Source organism: Psychrobacter sp. AntiMn-1, from assembly GCF_001854065.1.
Taxonomy (GTDB): domain Bacteria; phylum Pseudomonadota; class Gammaproteobacteria; order Pseudomonadales; family Moraxellaceae; genus Psychrobacter; species Psychrobacter pacificensis.
Genome location: NZ_CP012969.1, coordinates 1964619 through 1979548, shown reverse-complemented (window position 1 = coordinate 1979548; position 14930 = coordinate 1964619). Strand labels below are relative to the sequence as shown.

General features: G+C 43.5%; 13 protein-coding genes. 5 read left to right on the top strand and 8 right to left on the bottom strand.

The features are described 5' to 3' along the window. Positions 1 to 191 precede the first annotated feature (191 nt). The 5 genes from mpl to erpA form a co-directional block, all read right to left on the bottom strand. The gene (mpl, locus tag AOT82_RS08390; RefSeq protein ID WP_071002632.1) at positions 192 to 1679 is read right to left on the bottom strand and encodes a UDP-N-acetylmuramate:L-alanyl-gamma-D-glutamyl-meso-diaminopimelate ligase; all 1488 of its coding nucleotides are present in this window, start codon (positions 1677 to 1679) and stop codon (positions 192 to 194) included. A 240-nt stretch (positions 1680 to 1919) separates the two neighbouring features. Continuing rightward, a complete protein-coding gene (locus AOT82_RS08385; RefSeq protein ID WP_227517130.1) occupies positions 1920 to 2432 on the bottom strand; it encodes a copper resistance protein NlpE N-terminal domain-containing protein in 513 nt (170 codons plus the stop codon). Positions 2433 to 3017: 585 nt separating this feature from the next. Next, the gene (locus AOT82_RS08380; RefSeq protein ID WP_071002630.1) at positions 3018 to 3548 is read right to left on the bottom strand and encodes a disulfide bond formation protein B; all 531 of its coding nucleotides are present in this window, start codon (positions 3546 to 3548) and stop codon (positions 3018 to 3020) included. Between the two features lie 52 nt (positions 3549 to 3600). Further along, positions 3601 to 5175: a glutamate--cysteine ligase gene (gene gshA / locus AOT82_RS08375; protein ID WP_083328986.1), complete on the bottom strand. Its 1575-nt coding sequence runs from the start codon at positions 5173 to 5175 to the stop codon at positions 3601 to 3603. Positions 5176 to 5518: 343 nt separating this feature from the next. Next, complete coding sequence (gene erpA, locus AOT82_RS08370) at positions 5519 to 5899, bottom strand: iron-sulfur cluster insertion protein ErpA (RefSeq protein ID WP_058024722.1); 381 nt, start codon at positions 5897 to 5899, stop codon at positions 5519 to 5521. Positions 5900 to 6454: 555 nt separating this feature from the next. Between erpA and AOT82_RS08365 the strand changes: the two genes are divergently transcribed. After that, positions 6455 to 8485 (top strand): ATP-binding cassette domain-containing protein, encoded by a 2031-nt coding sequence (locus AOT82_RS08365; protein WP_071002628.1) that lies wholly within the window; start codon positions 6455 to 6457, stop codon positions 8483 to 8485. 107 nt (positions 8486 to 8592) lie between these two features. Here AOT82_RS08365 and AOT82_RS08360 read toward each other — a convergent pair whose 3' ends face one another. Both AOT82_RS08360 and AOT82_RS08355 read right to left on the bottom strand, forming a co-directional pair. Continuing rightward, complete coding sequence (locus AOT82_RS08360; RefSeq protein ID WP_071002627.1) at positions 8593 to 8955, bottom strand: septal ring lytic transglycosylase RlpA family protein; 363 nt, start codon at positions 8953 to 8955, stop codon at positions 8593 to 8595. Between the two features lie 619 nt (positions 8956 to 9574). Beyond that, positions 9575 to 10669, bottom strand: coding sequence for an IS4 family transposase (locus tag AOT82_RS08355; RefSeq protein WP_071001282.1), 1095 nt, complete (start codon positions 10667 to 10669; stop codon positions 9575 to 9577). Positions 10670 to 10933: 264 nt separating this feature from the next. Here AOT82_RS08355 and AOT82_RS08350 point away from each other — a divergent pair, with 264 nt between their 5' ends. The 4 genes from AOT82_RS08350 (at position 10934) to AOT82_RS08335 (ending at position 13312) form a co-directional block, all read left to right on the top strand. After that, positions 10934 to 11233, top strand: coding sequence for a Bor family protein (locus AOT82_RS08350; RefSeq protein WP_071002626.1), 300 nt, complete (start codon positions 10934 to 10936; stop codon positions 11231 to 11233). 12 nt (positions 11234 to 11245) lie between these two features. After that, positions 11246 to 11539 carry a Bor family protein gene (locus AOT82_RS08345; protein WP_071002625.1) on the top strand — a complete coding sequence of 98 codons (294 nt, stop codon included), beginning with the start codon at positions 11246 to 11248 and terminating at the stop codon, positions 11537 to 11539. A 332-nt stretch (positions 11540 to 11871) separates the two neighbouring features. Next, positions 11872 to 12888: a DnaJ C-terminal domain-containing protein gene (locus tag AOT82_RS08340; protein ID WP_071002624.1), complete on the top strand. Its 1017-nt coding sequence runs from the start codon at positions 11872 to 11874 to the stop codon at positions 12886 to 12888. Between the two features lie 100 nt (positions 12889 to 12988). Continuing rightward, on the top strand, positions 12989 to 13312 hold the full coding sequence (locus AOT82_RS08335; protein WP_071002623.1) for a chaperone modulator CbpM: 324 nt from the start codon (positions 12989 to 12991) through the stop codon (positions 13310 to 13312). Between the two features lie 77 nt (positions 13313 to 13389). On the opposite strand, the gene sstT is transcribed toward AOT82_RS08335, so the two are convergent. Then, complete coding sequence (gene sstT, locus AOT82_RS08330) at positions 13390 to 14592, bottom strand: serine/threonine transporter SstT (RefSeq protein ID WP_071002622.1); 1203 nt, start codon at positions 14590 to 14592, stop codon at positions 13390 to 13392. Positions 14593 to 14930 lie beyond the last annotated feature (338 nt).

Here is a 14930-nt window from a genome sequence, read left to right as displayed (position 1 = left end):
GTGCTAACAGAATGGCGTATCAATCATTTAGCCACGACAGAAGAATTTGATAAGGATAGGGAATTAAATAAAAAAAGCGTAGCCCGTCTATGAGACAGCCACGCTTTTGTTTAATACTAATTTTTTAGATACTAATTTTAGGGTTTAGGGTTTAGGGTTTAGGGTTTAGGGTTTAGGGTTAAATCAATCGTTTATTTATCACGCAATGCCGCTAATAGACGCTGATGAATCCCCTCAAAACCACCGTTGGACATCACGACTATTGCATCACCTGCTTGAGCATGACTACTGATATGTTCAATAATAGTATCGACACTAGACATTACGTGCTGGTTAATGATGGAGTCACTTGTAGCCGTGGCTTGTTCGATGACTTCTCTCAAACCCCATTCCAGTCCCGCTGGCTCATACCACAATGTATAGTCAGCGAGGGCAGCTGACTCAGCCAAGCTGTCTTGGTGAATACCCATTTTCATGGTATTACTGCGCGGCTCAATAATCGCCCAAATACGTCTGCCAGCCAGTTTCTTTTTGGCACCGTCTAATGTTGTGGTAATCGCAGTAGGGTGATGGGCAAAGTCATCAAAGACTAAGACATCGTTTACATCACCGATCAACTCCATCCGCCGTTTGATACCAGCAAAAGCCGATAATGCGGCGCAAGCGGTAGAGATGCTGACACCGACATCATAAGCGGCCGCGACGGCAACCAAGGCATTATTGACGTTATGAATACCACTCATGCCCCAGTCGATGACAGCTACTTCTTTATCAGCAGCAAAACTGACTTGAAATTGACTGCCATCTTCGCGAATGAGTTCCGCTTGCCAGTCGCTATTGTTTTTAAGCGTACGGTCGTTTTTACTGGTATTAGATGCGGTCGTATCGATGACAGCAGTACGCCAGATAGGGGTCCAAACGCCTTTTGCTAACGTATCTTCTAAGCTAATAGTTGCTGCAGGCATGATAATTTTTCCGGTACTTGGAATCATACGTACCATATGATGAAACTGCGTTTGGATCGCATTCAAGTCAGCAAAAATATCGGCGTGATCAAATTCTAGGTTGTTCAAGATAGCGGTGCGCGGACGATAATGAACGAATTTTGAACGTTTATCAAAAAACGCAGAATCGTACTCATCAGCTTCAATGACAAAATAACCAGAAGGGACTGTCGTATCATCGTCAGTTTTTTCTGCCCCTAGATAGCTGCTGTGTGCAAATACCTGCTGTAAGTGCTCATCAGTGGTATTGACCAGTGGCACACCGCCAATTAAAAACCCTGTATCGATACCAGCGTAATGCAATATCCAAGCAAGCATGGTTGTCGTTGTGGTCTTACCATGAGTACCAGCAACCGCTATCACGTGGCGCGATTGCAGCACTTGCTCTGACAAAAACTGCGGACCTGACGTGTAGCGCAGACCCGTATCTAGCATATATTCAATCACATCCATGCCACGCTTCATCGCATTACCAACAACGACCAAGTCTGGCGCTGGTTGCAAATGCTTTACGAGATAGCCTTCTTCAATAGTGACGCCCGCATTTTCAAGTTGGGTAGACATAGGAGGATATACGTTGGTATCTGAGCCAGTAACGGTATGCCCAAGTTCACGCGCTAATAATGCCAGCGAGCCCATAAAAGTACCACAAATACCAAGAATATGAATATGCATAGACGTTCCGTAAGAGCTTGAATAAGAGAAATAGAGAGAGTAAAAATAAAGTTTTGAGTGCTGAGCTGTTATCAATCGTGACTAACGTTTTAATCAGTCATTGCCATGGCAGTAGTCTGGCAGACAAGCGATCATTGTAAAGTAAACGCTGGTCGATGACCAACAAAAAACGCCTAACAAGTAGGCGTTATCTAGCTGATAAATGCTGTCTTATTTGGCAGCATACCAAGCACTTGCTGTCTATTTACGTGACAACGTATAGTCATTATTTAGGTTTTTTTGCTCATCTATCAAAATCAGATGATTGTCTTGAATATAATAAGACTCAATATGTTTGTCTTCATATACAATGGTAATTTTGTCTTTATCTTGACGATAGACGCCAGACTTAAGTAACGGTGCGCGCTGTTGTTCAGCATCGTGATGGGTGCTGGATTTTAGTACAGAGCCATCAGAAAATAGGTTCAAAGTGACATCGATACTATCGCAGTCTTCACAAGGTACCATACCACCATAATCACCCATTAGCGTGGCTTGTAGCGCACTACTGTTCGATTCTGAGTGTATAGTAGAAGGGTGCATATGCCCCTCATTACTGGACTGAGCAGCAGCAATAAGTGATTGCCCTTCTGTAGATTCATTCAAACTGTCATCAGGATTTGACTCAGACATACTGTTGCTTTCTATCTCTTCTGATGTGCTCTGCGGAGCAGACTCTGCTGATGCGTCGACAAATGAAGCTTTAGTCCTCATGTCTTGATCAGAATTCGAGGAGGCACTATCACAACCTATCAATAGCACACAGAGTGGTACCGCTAATAAGGACGGTCCCCAGCGTCTAATGACAGTAGATGTGGTAGAGCAAATAGGTGCAAGATATATCATGGTCATACCAAAAACAGTTTTTGAATAGCGTTTTTAAAAATCACCTATGCCACTGGCAACCGTTATCAAGATAATCTTGTTGCCAAAAAAGAGAGACAAGGGGTCGTATAAACGTTGCGATAATATAGATATTGGAATTTGAGAGCGTAGCTGATCTTTGAAATGTAGACAATTTATCGCTCAAAAGCGACGGCGCTCTCATAACTTCTCACTAAAACTACCCACTGAAAAAACAGGCTGTCTAAAGGTATCAAAGGGTTACAGATATATCTGTGGACTTTTTGTTGTGTTCAATATGCTTGGTATAGCAAAGTAGGCTCTATCAGTTTGTCTAACATAGGTAATAAAAGAGGTTTAACAGTCGCAGATAATAAAGCAGACATTGCATAGCAGAGTATGAATGTCTGTTTAGAAAGAAGTGATAACGGTAAAATATAAAGTGATTTTAATGAACTATCGAGCGATAGACTGGTTGGTGATAGGTCGCACGATACGCCACAGTATCACCCCATGCGCCACAAGAAGTACGCTAAATAGGATCAACGACAGCTCAGGGATACTAAGTCCGACAAACGTCCAATCGATAGAAGCACACTCACCAGAACCTGCAAATACTTCTTTGAGCACTTGCAACATAGGCAAGGTATCTAGCCAATAGTCCAAGCCTGGGCCGCATGACGGTACTTGATCGGCAGGTAGGTGCTGTAGCCAAACATGGCGTATAGCCACAGCAGTAGACCAGCCAATACCTGCCAAACTACCAAGCCATAATAGCAACTTCACCACTTTGGATTTTGGATTAAACAATGCTGATATCAGCGCAAAACCGCCCATGACTATTAGACCAATACGCTGAAAAATACAGAGCGGGCAAGGCGAAAGCCCTAGATGGCGCTGTAAATAAAACAGCGCAAAGCTCATGCCTATTATGGCCATCAATACTAAAAATATTTGTAAGTTACGGTAAGTGGTCAGCTGTCGCATGGTGCGTTACTCTTATGGTTTCATCTATACAGAGGTTAGGAGGCAATCAGGTTTAGCGATACTGCTGTAAAAAGTCCATAAAGTCTTCTGTCTCAGACTTCTCAATCTCAGCCTGCTGCAAGATAGACTTTTCTGCCAATACTTCGTATTTCGCTTGGGTGTTTGGACTGAGAGTCTGCTGCAATAATGACTCGCGATGCTGCTGCGCTAATGTAAAACCAAGCTGCCATAGACTACCTAAGCGTTTGCTATCAGAGTTTACTTGGGCGGAGATCGTCGACTCAGAATGTCCGGCTTTGCCTTGCATCAATGCCACTGCAGCACGGTAGTCATTGCCACCATAATGAGCGTCCAGCAATGCAGCAAGTGGCTGCATACGCTCCAGATGCATCAGCATCCAGCCCTCAAGCGATTGCTCTTGACCGTTATTGATGATGTGTAAACCTTCACGGCGACCTTCGTTGACCACACGCTCTAGATTAATAGCGAGTGCTTCTTCTTCTTCAGGCAGCAAATCAGGTGAATCGCTGAATAGACAGTAGAGCGCCATCACTTCTAAAAAGCAAGCACTAGAGAGACGAATACCAACATCGCTATAAGGATCGAGATCAATAGCACGAAACTCAACATAAGCAATACCGCGACGCTCAAGCGCTTCGGTTGGTGTCTCACCACTCATCGCAATTTGCTTAGGACGGATAGGGCTATAGTATTCATTTTCTATCTGAAGGATATGATTATTGATCTGAATTGGGTTGCCATCTTCATCTTCCAGACCAAGCTTGGCAAAGCTCTCATGCGGTGTTTGGATCGCGCGGCGTAGTCCAGCGACATACTCTGGCAAATAGTTATAACGAATATCTAGCTGCTCTTGCACGCTATTGGTATAGCCAAGTTTGCCCATACGCAGGCTGGTGGCAGTCGGTTTATAGTAGGTTGAGTCATTTAGACGCTCTAGATCATGCTCACGCCCAGCAACAAAACAAGGACATACGCTTGGACTTGCACCCAATAAATACAACACAATGCTGGTCAGTCGCTTAAAGTTGCGAATAAGCCCTAGGTATTTTTCGTTTTTGAATTCTGTTAGCGTCTGCTCTTGTGCCGTTGGGGTTTGCGCTTGCCACGTTTCAAAGAGCGTGTCACCAAAAGATAGATTGTAATGTAACCCTGCGATGGTCTGCATACGGCGACCATAACGGATACCAAGACCACTGCGATAAAGGGTTTTTAGCTTACCTGTATTAGAGCTACCATAATCAGCCAGTGGAATATCTTCATCTTTAGAAGACAACATACAAGGCATAGATAGTGGCCACATCAGCTCGCCTTCCGGCATGCCTTGATACACCAAGACATGCAATTGACGCAGCATATTGAGTGTCTCTTTTGGCGAAGCTTTTGGTTCGGTGATAAGCTCAAGTAGGCTTTCTGAATAATCGGTAGTAATAAAAGGATGGGTCAATTTTGATCCGAGTTTGGCTGGATGCGGCGTCTGTGCCAAAAAACCATCAGGCCTCACGCGCAGCCCTTCTTTTTCGATACCGCGGAGCATACCCGTTAAATGCTGGCTGTCAAACCAATTGGGAATGTCAAAATTAACAAAGCTACTCGCAAAATTACTCATAATAGTCATCTATTGTTATTCATTATGGCGGATCAAAGCACGATGGGCGTTTGTCCATAAAAGAGGTAAATGTTCGGTCAATAATTCCGTCAGTTTAGCTCAAAGCCGTATTGAAAACCACGAACAATTACAAATACGATAAGCTTTGAGCAGGACGTTTGGGCTAGATTTTTCTCAGTATTTTTGATGAAATTGGTCAGCACGGATACTTTGCGGATTCATCAATATTGGCAAAAAAGCATCTACCCAAGAGATAGATGCTTTGACAGTCATGCTATAAGCAATCAAACACAGTGCCAACGCACCATGGCATCATCCATACAGTCATGGCGTTGTCGTCAGTTTAAATAGAAAATGACGAGCCACAGCCGCAAGTGGTGGTGGCATTGGGGTTGGTCACGACAAAACGTGCGCCTTCTAACCCTTCAGTGTAGTCAACGGTAGAGCCTTGCAAATATTGATAGCTTAGCGAGTCAACAACCAAGGTCACATCACCATTATCAAAATTGGCATCGTCTTCATTTAAGTCGTTGGCAAAGTTAAAGCCATAAGAAAAACCTGAACAGCCGCCGCCCGTCACATAGACGCGTAGCATAAGTTCACTATCACCTTCTTCTTCGCGCAGACGGCGTACTTTTTGTGCCGCACTGTCGGTTAGGCTTAATACCGTAGGATCTACTGGCTGATTTGAGCTTGGATTAAATTGGTTGGCTGATTCGTTCATATCTACCTCAGTTGCTAGGATCAAATGCGGTCGTCGTCCTGTTTGGGTTTGCAACAAAATGATTGCAAATAAAGATACGCACGGCGTTTGATTTAATTGGGTGCTGTCGTTATGGCAAAGCTATTGGTGCATTATAAGCTGTTTGTGCAATATCAATACGGTGTTTGTGCCACCAAAGCACTTTATTGATGATAAGCACTTATCTTTAGCAGTATATCATAATGGGGGTAGCGATTCGCTTGTCAAGAGTCATCGTCCTTACCAAAACTGATGAATCAAAACTTTTATAGCTATCAAGGTTATACTCATTATGTGTGCGAGAGTATATGGCTGCCAAAGGCCTTATTATAGTCATTCGTATCGATAGGCTGACAAGGATTATATAATCTAGGGTCATTGGCATAAATACTTAATTTTAAAACACTTCGTTTTGAAATAGTTATTTAATAGTTTGCCTATGCGGCAAGCGTTTGAAATAATAGCCGCCAGTTGGCATACCCTATGTGTGTTTCTTATTGCCCTATATTTATATTATTGCTGAGATGAAGAAATTATATGATCGAATTTAAAGACGTTGGTGTTCGCCGTGATGGTCGTGAATTGTTTGCAGGTGCAAGCTTTCAGCTACATCCAGGTCACAAAGTTGGCTTAACAGGCAACAACGGCACCGGCAAATCGACTTTATTTGCCTTATTGTTGACGCAAATGGGCAAGGGCGATACCGAGGTCACGCTCGATAAAGGTGAGGTCAGTATTCCTGATAGCTGGCATGTCGCGCATATGGCGCAGGAAGTCGGAGCCAGTGATCAGACGGCAATTGATTACGTGTTGAGCGGTGATGAGCAGTGGTATGAGATCAATGCAGCGCTCAATGACTTAAGTAGCGTCAGTGATGAGCAAATTGGCGTCTTGCATCAGCAGTTCGATGAAATCGATGGCTACCGTACGCCAACCAAAGCGGCACAAATCATGGCAGGCCTTGGGTTTAACACCAGCCAGCACGAGCTGCCTGTCTCAGGGTTTTCAGGTGGCTGGCGCATGCGCTTAAACCTCGCCAAAACTTTGATGAGCCGCGCTGATCTGATGCTACTCGATGAGCCGACTAACCATTTAGACTTAGACGCCATTCTCTGGCTTGAGACTTGGATCAATGCTTATACTGGACTGGTCATCGTCATCTCGCATGACCAAGCGTTTTTGGATGCTACCGTCGGTCATATCTTGCACGTCGAACAACAAAAAATAACCCTTTATACGGGTAATTATCAACAGTTCATTCGCACCCGTCACGAGCGCATGGCGCAGCAGCAGCAAGCGTTTGAGAAGCAAGAAGCGACCAAGGCACATCTGGATGATTTCATTCGTCGTTTCCGTGCCAAAGCCAGTAAAGCCAAGCAAGCCCAAAGCCGTATCAAACAGCTAGAGCGCATGTCGGAGCTCTCACCAATGATGGCTGATAACCCATTCTCTTTTCGCTTTTATGAACCGGCAAACATGAGCTCACCGCTGATTGAGCTGACCCATGCAGATATTGGCTACAGCGAGACGCCGCTACTGCGTGATGCCAATGTGCAAGTGACGCCGGATACGCGTATTGGCCTATTGGGCATGAATGGCGCAGGTAAATCCACACTTATTAAGGCATTGGTCGGTGAGCTGAAAATTTTGTCAGGTACTTACCGCGTGTCAGACACCCTTAAGCTTGGCTACTTTAATCAGCATCAAATGGATATCTTGGATGCCAAAGCCACGCCGATAGAAATGCTGCGCCGCCTAGCAGGCAAGACCTCTGATGCCGTGTTACGCTCATTTTTGGGCAGCTTTGATTTTCGTGGTGATCGTATCGATACGCCAAGTGAGCTGTTTTCTGGTGGTGAGCGTGCACGCTTGACCTTAGCGTTGATCGTCTGGCAACGTCCCAACGTCCTTGTCCTCGATGAGCCAACCAACCATTTGGACTTACAAATGCGCCAAGCATTGACGATCGCCTTGCAAGGGTTTCAGGGCGCGGTGGTATTGGTGTCGCATGATCGTGAGCTAATTGCCAATGTCTGTGATGAACTGTATCTGGTACATGATGGTCAAATCGATGAGTTTGACGGTGACATCAGTGACTACGGCAAATGGCTGGCAGAAAAGCGTAAGCAAGAAAATTTACAAGACAAAAGTAGCAGTAAGAAGAAAAGCAAGAAAGAGAGTAAAAAATTCGTTTCACGTGAAACAGGCAATAGCCAAGTGACTAATCAAGTGAGCAATACAGCACCTGATAATACATCAAAAAGTAACACTGCGACCCCAGCGCTTAGTAAAGAAGAACAACGCAAATTAGCCGCTGAACAGCGTAAACGTACTGCACCTATCCGCCGCGAGATAGAAGAGACAGAAAAAGCACTTGCCAAGATTGAAGGGCAGCTTGCAACGCTTGAGGAAAAGCTAGCTGATACCAAGTTGTACGAAGAAAGCCGTAAGGCGGACTTACTGGTCTTATTGAATGAGCAAACCGCGCTACAGCAGCAGCACAGCGATAACGAAGAAAAATTGCTGCTATCGATGACGACGCTGGAAGAGATGGAAGCGGAATTTTAGTAGCAAGTTATATGAGATTTGGCTGTTAAGAGATTTTCGTCGTAAGTAATCAAACATAAAAAAGGGAGGGCATCAGCCCTCCCTTTTTTACATCGTTTTTTGCAACATTATTCTTTACGGTATTTACCATCACCGTAGGACAGTACTTTCATTGTGGTCGTACAAAGCTGGCAATCGATTTGACTAGCAGCAGCTTTCGATAAATCAAGAATACGGCCTCGAATATAGGGGCCTCGGTCTGTGATTTTGACCACGACACTTTTTTTTGTTTTTTGGTTGGTCACTTGAACTTTTGTGCCAAACGGTAACGTGCGATGGGCAGCGGTTAGTGAGTTCATGTTAAAGATACTACCACTTGCAGTGCGTTTACCATGAAACTTACTGCCGTAATAACTGGTATTGGCCGCAAAAACTGTGGTACTCAGTAATAGTGATAACGTGACAACCAAAGACTTAATTAAATGTGACATTCATGACCTATAAGCAATTTATGAAATAGACAGCGATGCTTGCCTATGTTGTCATACCCCTATGAGTATGAATAAGGAGGGGATTTTACAAGATATAGATTGTCAAACTATTACAGCCGTGTAAAAAACTCACGAGGTCAAACGCTTGTTTTTTAAGGAAAAAATATCATTTTTGACTAAAAATAATGGAGGGATGAGTACTGAAGATAGACTTATAGAGAATGGTTCTTATTAAGAAGTCAACAAGAAACCAGAAAGTAAATAACAAAATGTAAATAAGTGTTATATAAATACGAATACTATCGATATAGTAAGTTTTGACCGCGAAAAGCCTACCGAAAACAGTCTGTTTTATTGTAATAAAAAGTTTCTATTTTATTACTAAACTGTAAAAAAACCAAAATTATTGATTGCTTTGGGCTGTTTGAGAAAACTGGTCATATCGTATGGCGAGTCGTTAAGAAAAACATGGTGGTTCATGGCTGTTAAAAAACAGAGGTTGGAATATTTCAGTAAATATAAACAACAATCATTGAGTAAAAAAGACGATCTAATCACTTTTAGTAATCATTAGGCGGCTTTATTTTTGTCTTTATCTTCTCTGCACACGACAAAAAAATCATCCCCACCCGATTTTCATAGGTTTAGGGGTTAAAAAGCTAACTAACTGTCGAAATACAGTCTTATCATTGTTAAAGAACACCAAGTGAAGGCCCTCAATCAACACATCCAGGCCAAGCGCAAACAAACTGGCTTGAGGTCGAGCGTTTGACTTTAACTTGCGCTTTAACGGCTTATCTTTGTCTTTATAAATACCGACATGATAAGCCCAACAAAATGCTAAGGCGTTCACTGCGACTAATTTACTGACCCGATCAAGATGGGTTAAGTGGGTATCTTCAAGATTAAAGCCACGGCCCTTTAGACAAGCAAATAAAGTCTCAATCTCCCAACGCTTAGCATAGCTTGTCATCGCATCCACTGTTTCTAGTTGATTGGTTGCGACAATCACTAAACCATAGTCTTTATCACGCTTGGCAAATACTCGAACCAAACAACCATCGACAGTCAGTATTCGCCCATGTCGATATGTTTCTTGATGGCTAACATGGCGCAATAACTCTTTAATCTGTACCAACTTGCCATGATGATTCTTAACTTTACTGTTCTTCTTAATCCGTATGGCAAAGGGTATGTGATTATTGGTGAGCCAGTTAAACCATTTTTCGCCAACAAACTCTCTGTCTGCTACTATCATCTCAAGGTTATCTTTGCCAAATTGTTTGATAAACCGCTCAATAAGTTCACAGCGTTCAAGATGGTTTGTATTACCTCGCTTATCTAGCATTTGCCAGTATAAGGGGATGGCTATCCCTTTATATACCACCCCTAACATAAAGATGTTGAGGTTACTTTTACCCCATTTCCAGTTGGTGCGGTCAATGGTTAAGGTGACTTCGCCTAGCCCAAATAGTCGATATATCATTAAAGCCAGTTGATCGTAGTCTATCCTCGCTTCGGCAAAAAATCGCTGTAGTCTGCGATAGTGACTGTCGGTCTTGCCACCCTTAGGAAGGTGTCTTGCTGTTTTTTTAAGATTACTGCTTTGAGCAGTAATCAGGGCTATTATCATTAGGCTCAAACAATTGATTCTTGCCTTGTTCATGCTCAGGTTTTGGGTTAAAGTCTCACTAAGTCTGTTAAAGTTTGGCATGGTCTATTCGTCTTAAAAATTACTATTATGCCTTTGCTTTAACAGACTTTTTTGTTTTTTTGTCGTGTGCAGAGCTTTATCTTATATTTTTCAATTTTCGTTACATCAATAAAAGTCAGTGATATAAAGCATTCTAGGAAGTCATCTAGAGCAATATTTACTATAGAGATATATTTCTATAAGTTTTCTTACAAAACAGTTGCATAAATGAGACTTTAAGATTAGAGTTTTCGACCCAACAAATATTAACTAATGGAGTCACGTATGAAAAAAATTGTTGCTGTGGCATTGCTCGCTGTTTTGACACCAGGATGTGCGACGCAAAACTATCTTGTGTCTTCATCGACTGCACCGACAGCCGCTACAAAGGCTGATGCTGATAAAATGCAGACTTTCTTTGTCAGCGGTTTGGGTCAAGAGCAAGACATTGATGCGGCCGAAGTTTGCCAAGGCAAAGAGAATGTGGCTAGTATCCAAACGCAAAGCAACTTTATCAATATTGCGCTAGGTTTTATATCTTCAGGTATCTATACCCCACGCCAAGTCCGTGTTTACTGCAAGTAAGGAATAATGAATATGAAAAAACTACTAACAATGGCAGTGATGGGTTCAGTATTATTGGTATCAGGTTGTGCAACCCAAACAGGTCTTATTCAACCAACTCAAAATACCACTCCAGAATATACTAAGTCACAGACCTTCTTTATTGGTGGTATTGGGCAAGAACAGACTGTAAACGCTGCTGAAGTATGCGGCGGCGCACAAAATGTTGCCAAAGTTCAAACAGTACAAGAAGCCAAAGACATCGCACTAGGTTTGGTCACTTTTGGCATTTATACCCCTCGTACGGCTAAAGTTTTCTGTCGATAAGAAACGCTATCAATACCTCACATCATTTATTTTGACCATTAATTGATCGATGTTGAGCGCTGTATCTTAGAGCCGTTAAAAAAAGAGCAAACAGTCACTGTTTGCTCTTTTTTTTTGTGGTGAGTATTGGTCATCAGTGATGACAGAAATGCTGCAATGAATGGGTAAGATTACTGGTAATATTTTTATAACGGTGTTTATTTTGATTATTGCTATCATAAAGTATGGACTATAAAAAATGACTATACCGAACACTAATATTGATCGATATGATCCATTCTACAGTCGGCATTTCGGTATGACTGATATGTTTTTATGTTGAGGAAAATAACATGGCAGAAAAAAATTACTATGACATTTTAGGGGTCAAGAAAGACGCCACAGACGCCGAGATCAAAAAAAAATACCGTAAGCTTGTGCGTCAATTCCATCCTGATGTCAGTGATGATCCAGACGCGGATAGTAAGATTGCTGAGATTAATAACGCTTATGAAACCATTAGAGATAAAGACAAACGTGCCGAATACGATGCGATGTTGGACAACCCGTTCGCTGGACAAGGTGGTGCAGGCGGGTTTGGTGGTTTTGGCGGTCAGGCGGGAGCGTCGCAAGGCGGTTTTCGCTGGGAGGATATCAAAGGCCAGTTCGGCGATGGCGAAGCATTTGGCGATGGCGGCTTTCGTTTCGATGATATTTTTTCAGCGTTTGGTCGCGGGGCGCGTGGTTCATCCAGTGGTCGCTCTCAAAGCCAAGGGTTTGACCCTTTCGGTGGCGGTTTTGGGACGCAAGATAGTAAAGGTCAGGACCAGCATGCCGAGATTACGGTCGATCTGTCTTCGGTTTATCAAGGGGACAACTATAGCATCAAGTTAAACGTTCCTGTGCGTCAGCCTAATGGCGAGGTGAGCTACGACAACAAAACGCTCAAAATTAAAATTCCAAAAGGCATTACTGATGGCAAGCAAATTCGCTTGAGCGGGCAAGGTGCTGCTGGCAGTAGCAACGGCAAAAATGGTGATTTGTTCTTAAAAGTAAAAATCCGCCATGATGACAATATCCGTATCGAAGGTGCAGACGTTTACCAGACTGTCAATATCGCACCATGGGAAGCCGCATTGGGTGAAAAAATTAATGTCAGCACGCCAGCAGGTACGCTTGGAGTGACCATACCCAAAAACAGTAAATCAGGTAGCAATCTGCGTCTAAAGGGCAAAGGTATCCCTGCCAAGCAAGCGGGCGATTTATACTTGACCTTAAATATCATTAACCCTGATGTCAGTAGCGATGCGGCAAGACAGGCTTATGAGCAGCTCAAGCAAGCCTTTGCCGACACCACTATCAACCGTTAATCCATGCGCTTGATGGTCGACATTCATCATGATAGTCAATAGTGAGTCATCAAGATGAATGCACCAAGGATGAAATAAAGAGAAAACGAGGATAATAGCTATGAAACACTCGCCTGAATTTACCGATATCATTATGAGCTTAGATGAGCTTGTCTCTGCTTGTGGCCAAGAGCGCCAATGGGTCATCGAATTGATTGAAGAAAGTATTATTGAATACGATGTGCCAGAACGTGAGCAATTCACTGGCTATCAGCTGACCACCGTGCGCCGTGCCTCACGACTCAGCCGTGATTTTGATGCCAGCGTGCCTGCCATTGGCTTGATACTTGAGCTGTTAGATGAGGTTGAGCAGCTGCGTCAATTCAAACGTCAGTCTGAGCGCCAAACGCCTATCATAGAGGTTGAGATCGACAGTATAAAGTAGTTAAGACCTAAAAATACCGCACAAAAAAAGGCCTTTATTAGGCCTTTTTTTATCGACAGAAAATGCTTTGCTAAAAATTAACGTGAATAAGTAGGATCAGCTGCTGCGGTAAATAATACATCAGTTGACGAGTTCAGAGCCGTCTCTGCCGAGTCTTGAATCACACCGATGATAAAACCAATGGCAACCACTTGCATGGCGATGTCGTTCGGTATGCTAAATAAGCTCGCTGCCAAAGGAATGAGCAGCAACGAACCACCAGCAACACCAGAAGCACCGCAAGCACTAATCGTCGCCACCAAACTCAATAGAAGCGCTGAAGCAAAAGACACCTCAATGCCCAAGGTGTGAGCGGCAGCAAGGGTTAACACGTTGATGGTAATCGCCGCACCCGCCATGTTGATAGTTGCCCCTAGCGGGATGGTCACTGAGTAAGTATCTTCGTGCAATCCAAGCTTACGCGCTAGGTTCATATTCACAGGAATATTGGCAGCCGAACTGCGCGTAAAGAAGGCTGTAATTCCTGATTCGCGTAGACATCTGAACACAAGTGGATAAGGGTTTTTGCCCGTCTTAACAAACACGATAATAGGGTTTGCGACCAAAGCGATAAACAGCATACAGCTGATCAGTACCATCAAAATACGGGCATAGCCTGCTAGCGAGGCAAAGCCTGTCTCAGCGACCGTACTGGCAACCAGACCCAAAATACCAAAAGGCGCTAGGGCAATAATCCACTTGACCACTTGTGAGATAGCATCAGCAAAGTCACCAACGACATTGCGGGCTGTGTCGCTGGCTTGGCGTAGCGCAAAACCAATGATGATGGCCCATGCCAAGATACCGATATAATTGGCCTCAGCGATGGCATTGACCGGATTGGCAACCAAATTCATCAATAGGTTGGTCAATACTTCTTTTAGGTCGGCGGGGGGAACTTGCGCGATATCGGCGTTGACCAATACCAGATCAGTGGGGAACAAAAAGCTGGCACCAACGGCAGTTAAGGCAGCCAAAAAAGTGCCAAACATATACATGATGAGCACAGGCTTGACATAGACTTCATTGCCACTGCGATGTTGGCTAATCGCCGCCATGACCAAAATGAACACCAGTATAGGCGCTACGGCTTTTAGTGCACCAACAAACAATGTACCAAGTAGCCCTATGGCGATACCGATACTTGGTGCTAGCCAACCGATCAGCACCCCCAACACCAAACCAATAATAATGAGCGGCACCAGCCCGATACGCTGATACACCGCAATCAATGAACGCATTTGTACATCCTCGACATCTGTCAAAAGTAAATGAATTGTTTGAGCAAAAATTTATCGAGGGATGGTAGCATTTTTTGACATATTCGCATACCGCTCATATAGTCAATCAATATTAAAAGTGGTACAAGGCAGACGAGTGCAAGTACTACAGTAGTAGGCTAAACGAGTCTAACGCTGTAACGCTTTAATAGTGGTTCGACTATAGCAGTGGAGGCGACGTATAAAGTGAAAAGTAACAGGTAAAATATAACGAGTGTGCTCAAATGTGGAGCAAGTATAGACGAAGGCAAATTAGCAAAAATGCCTAGGGCGTGTTAAAAGTAGTGACAAGGTAAAGA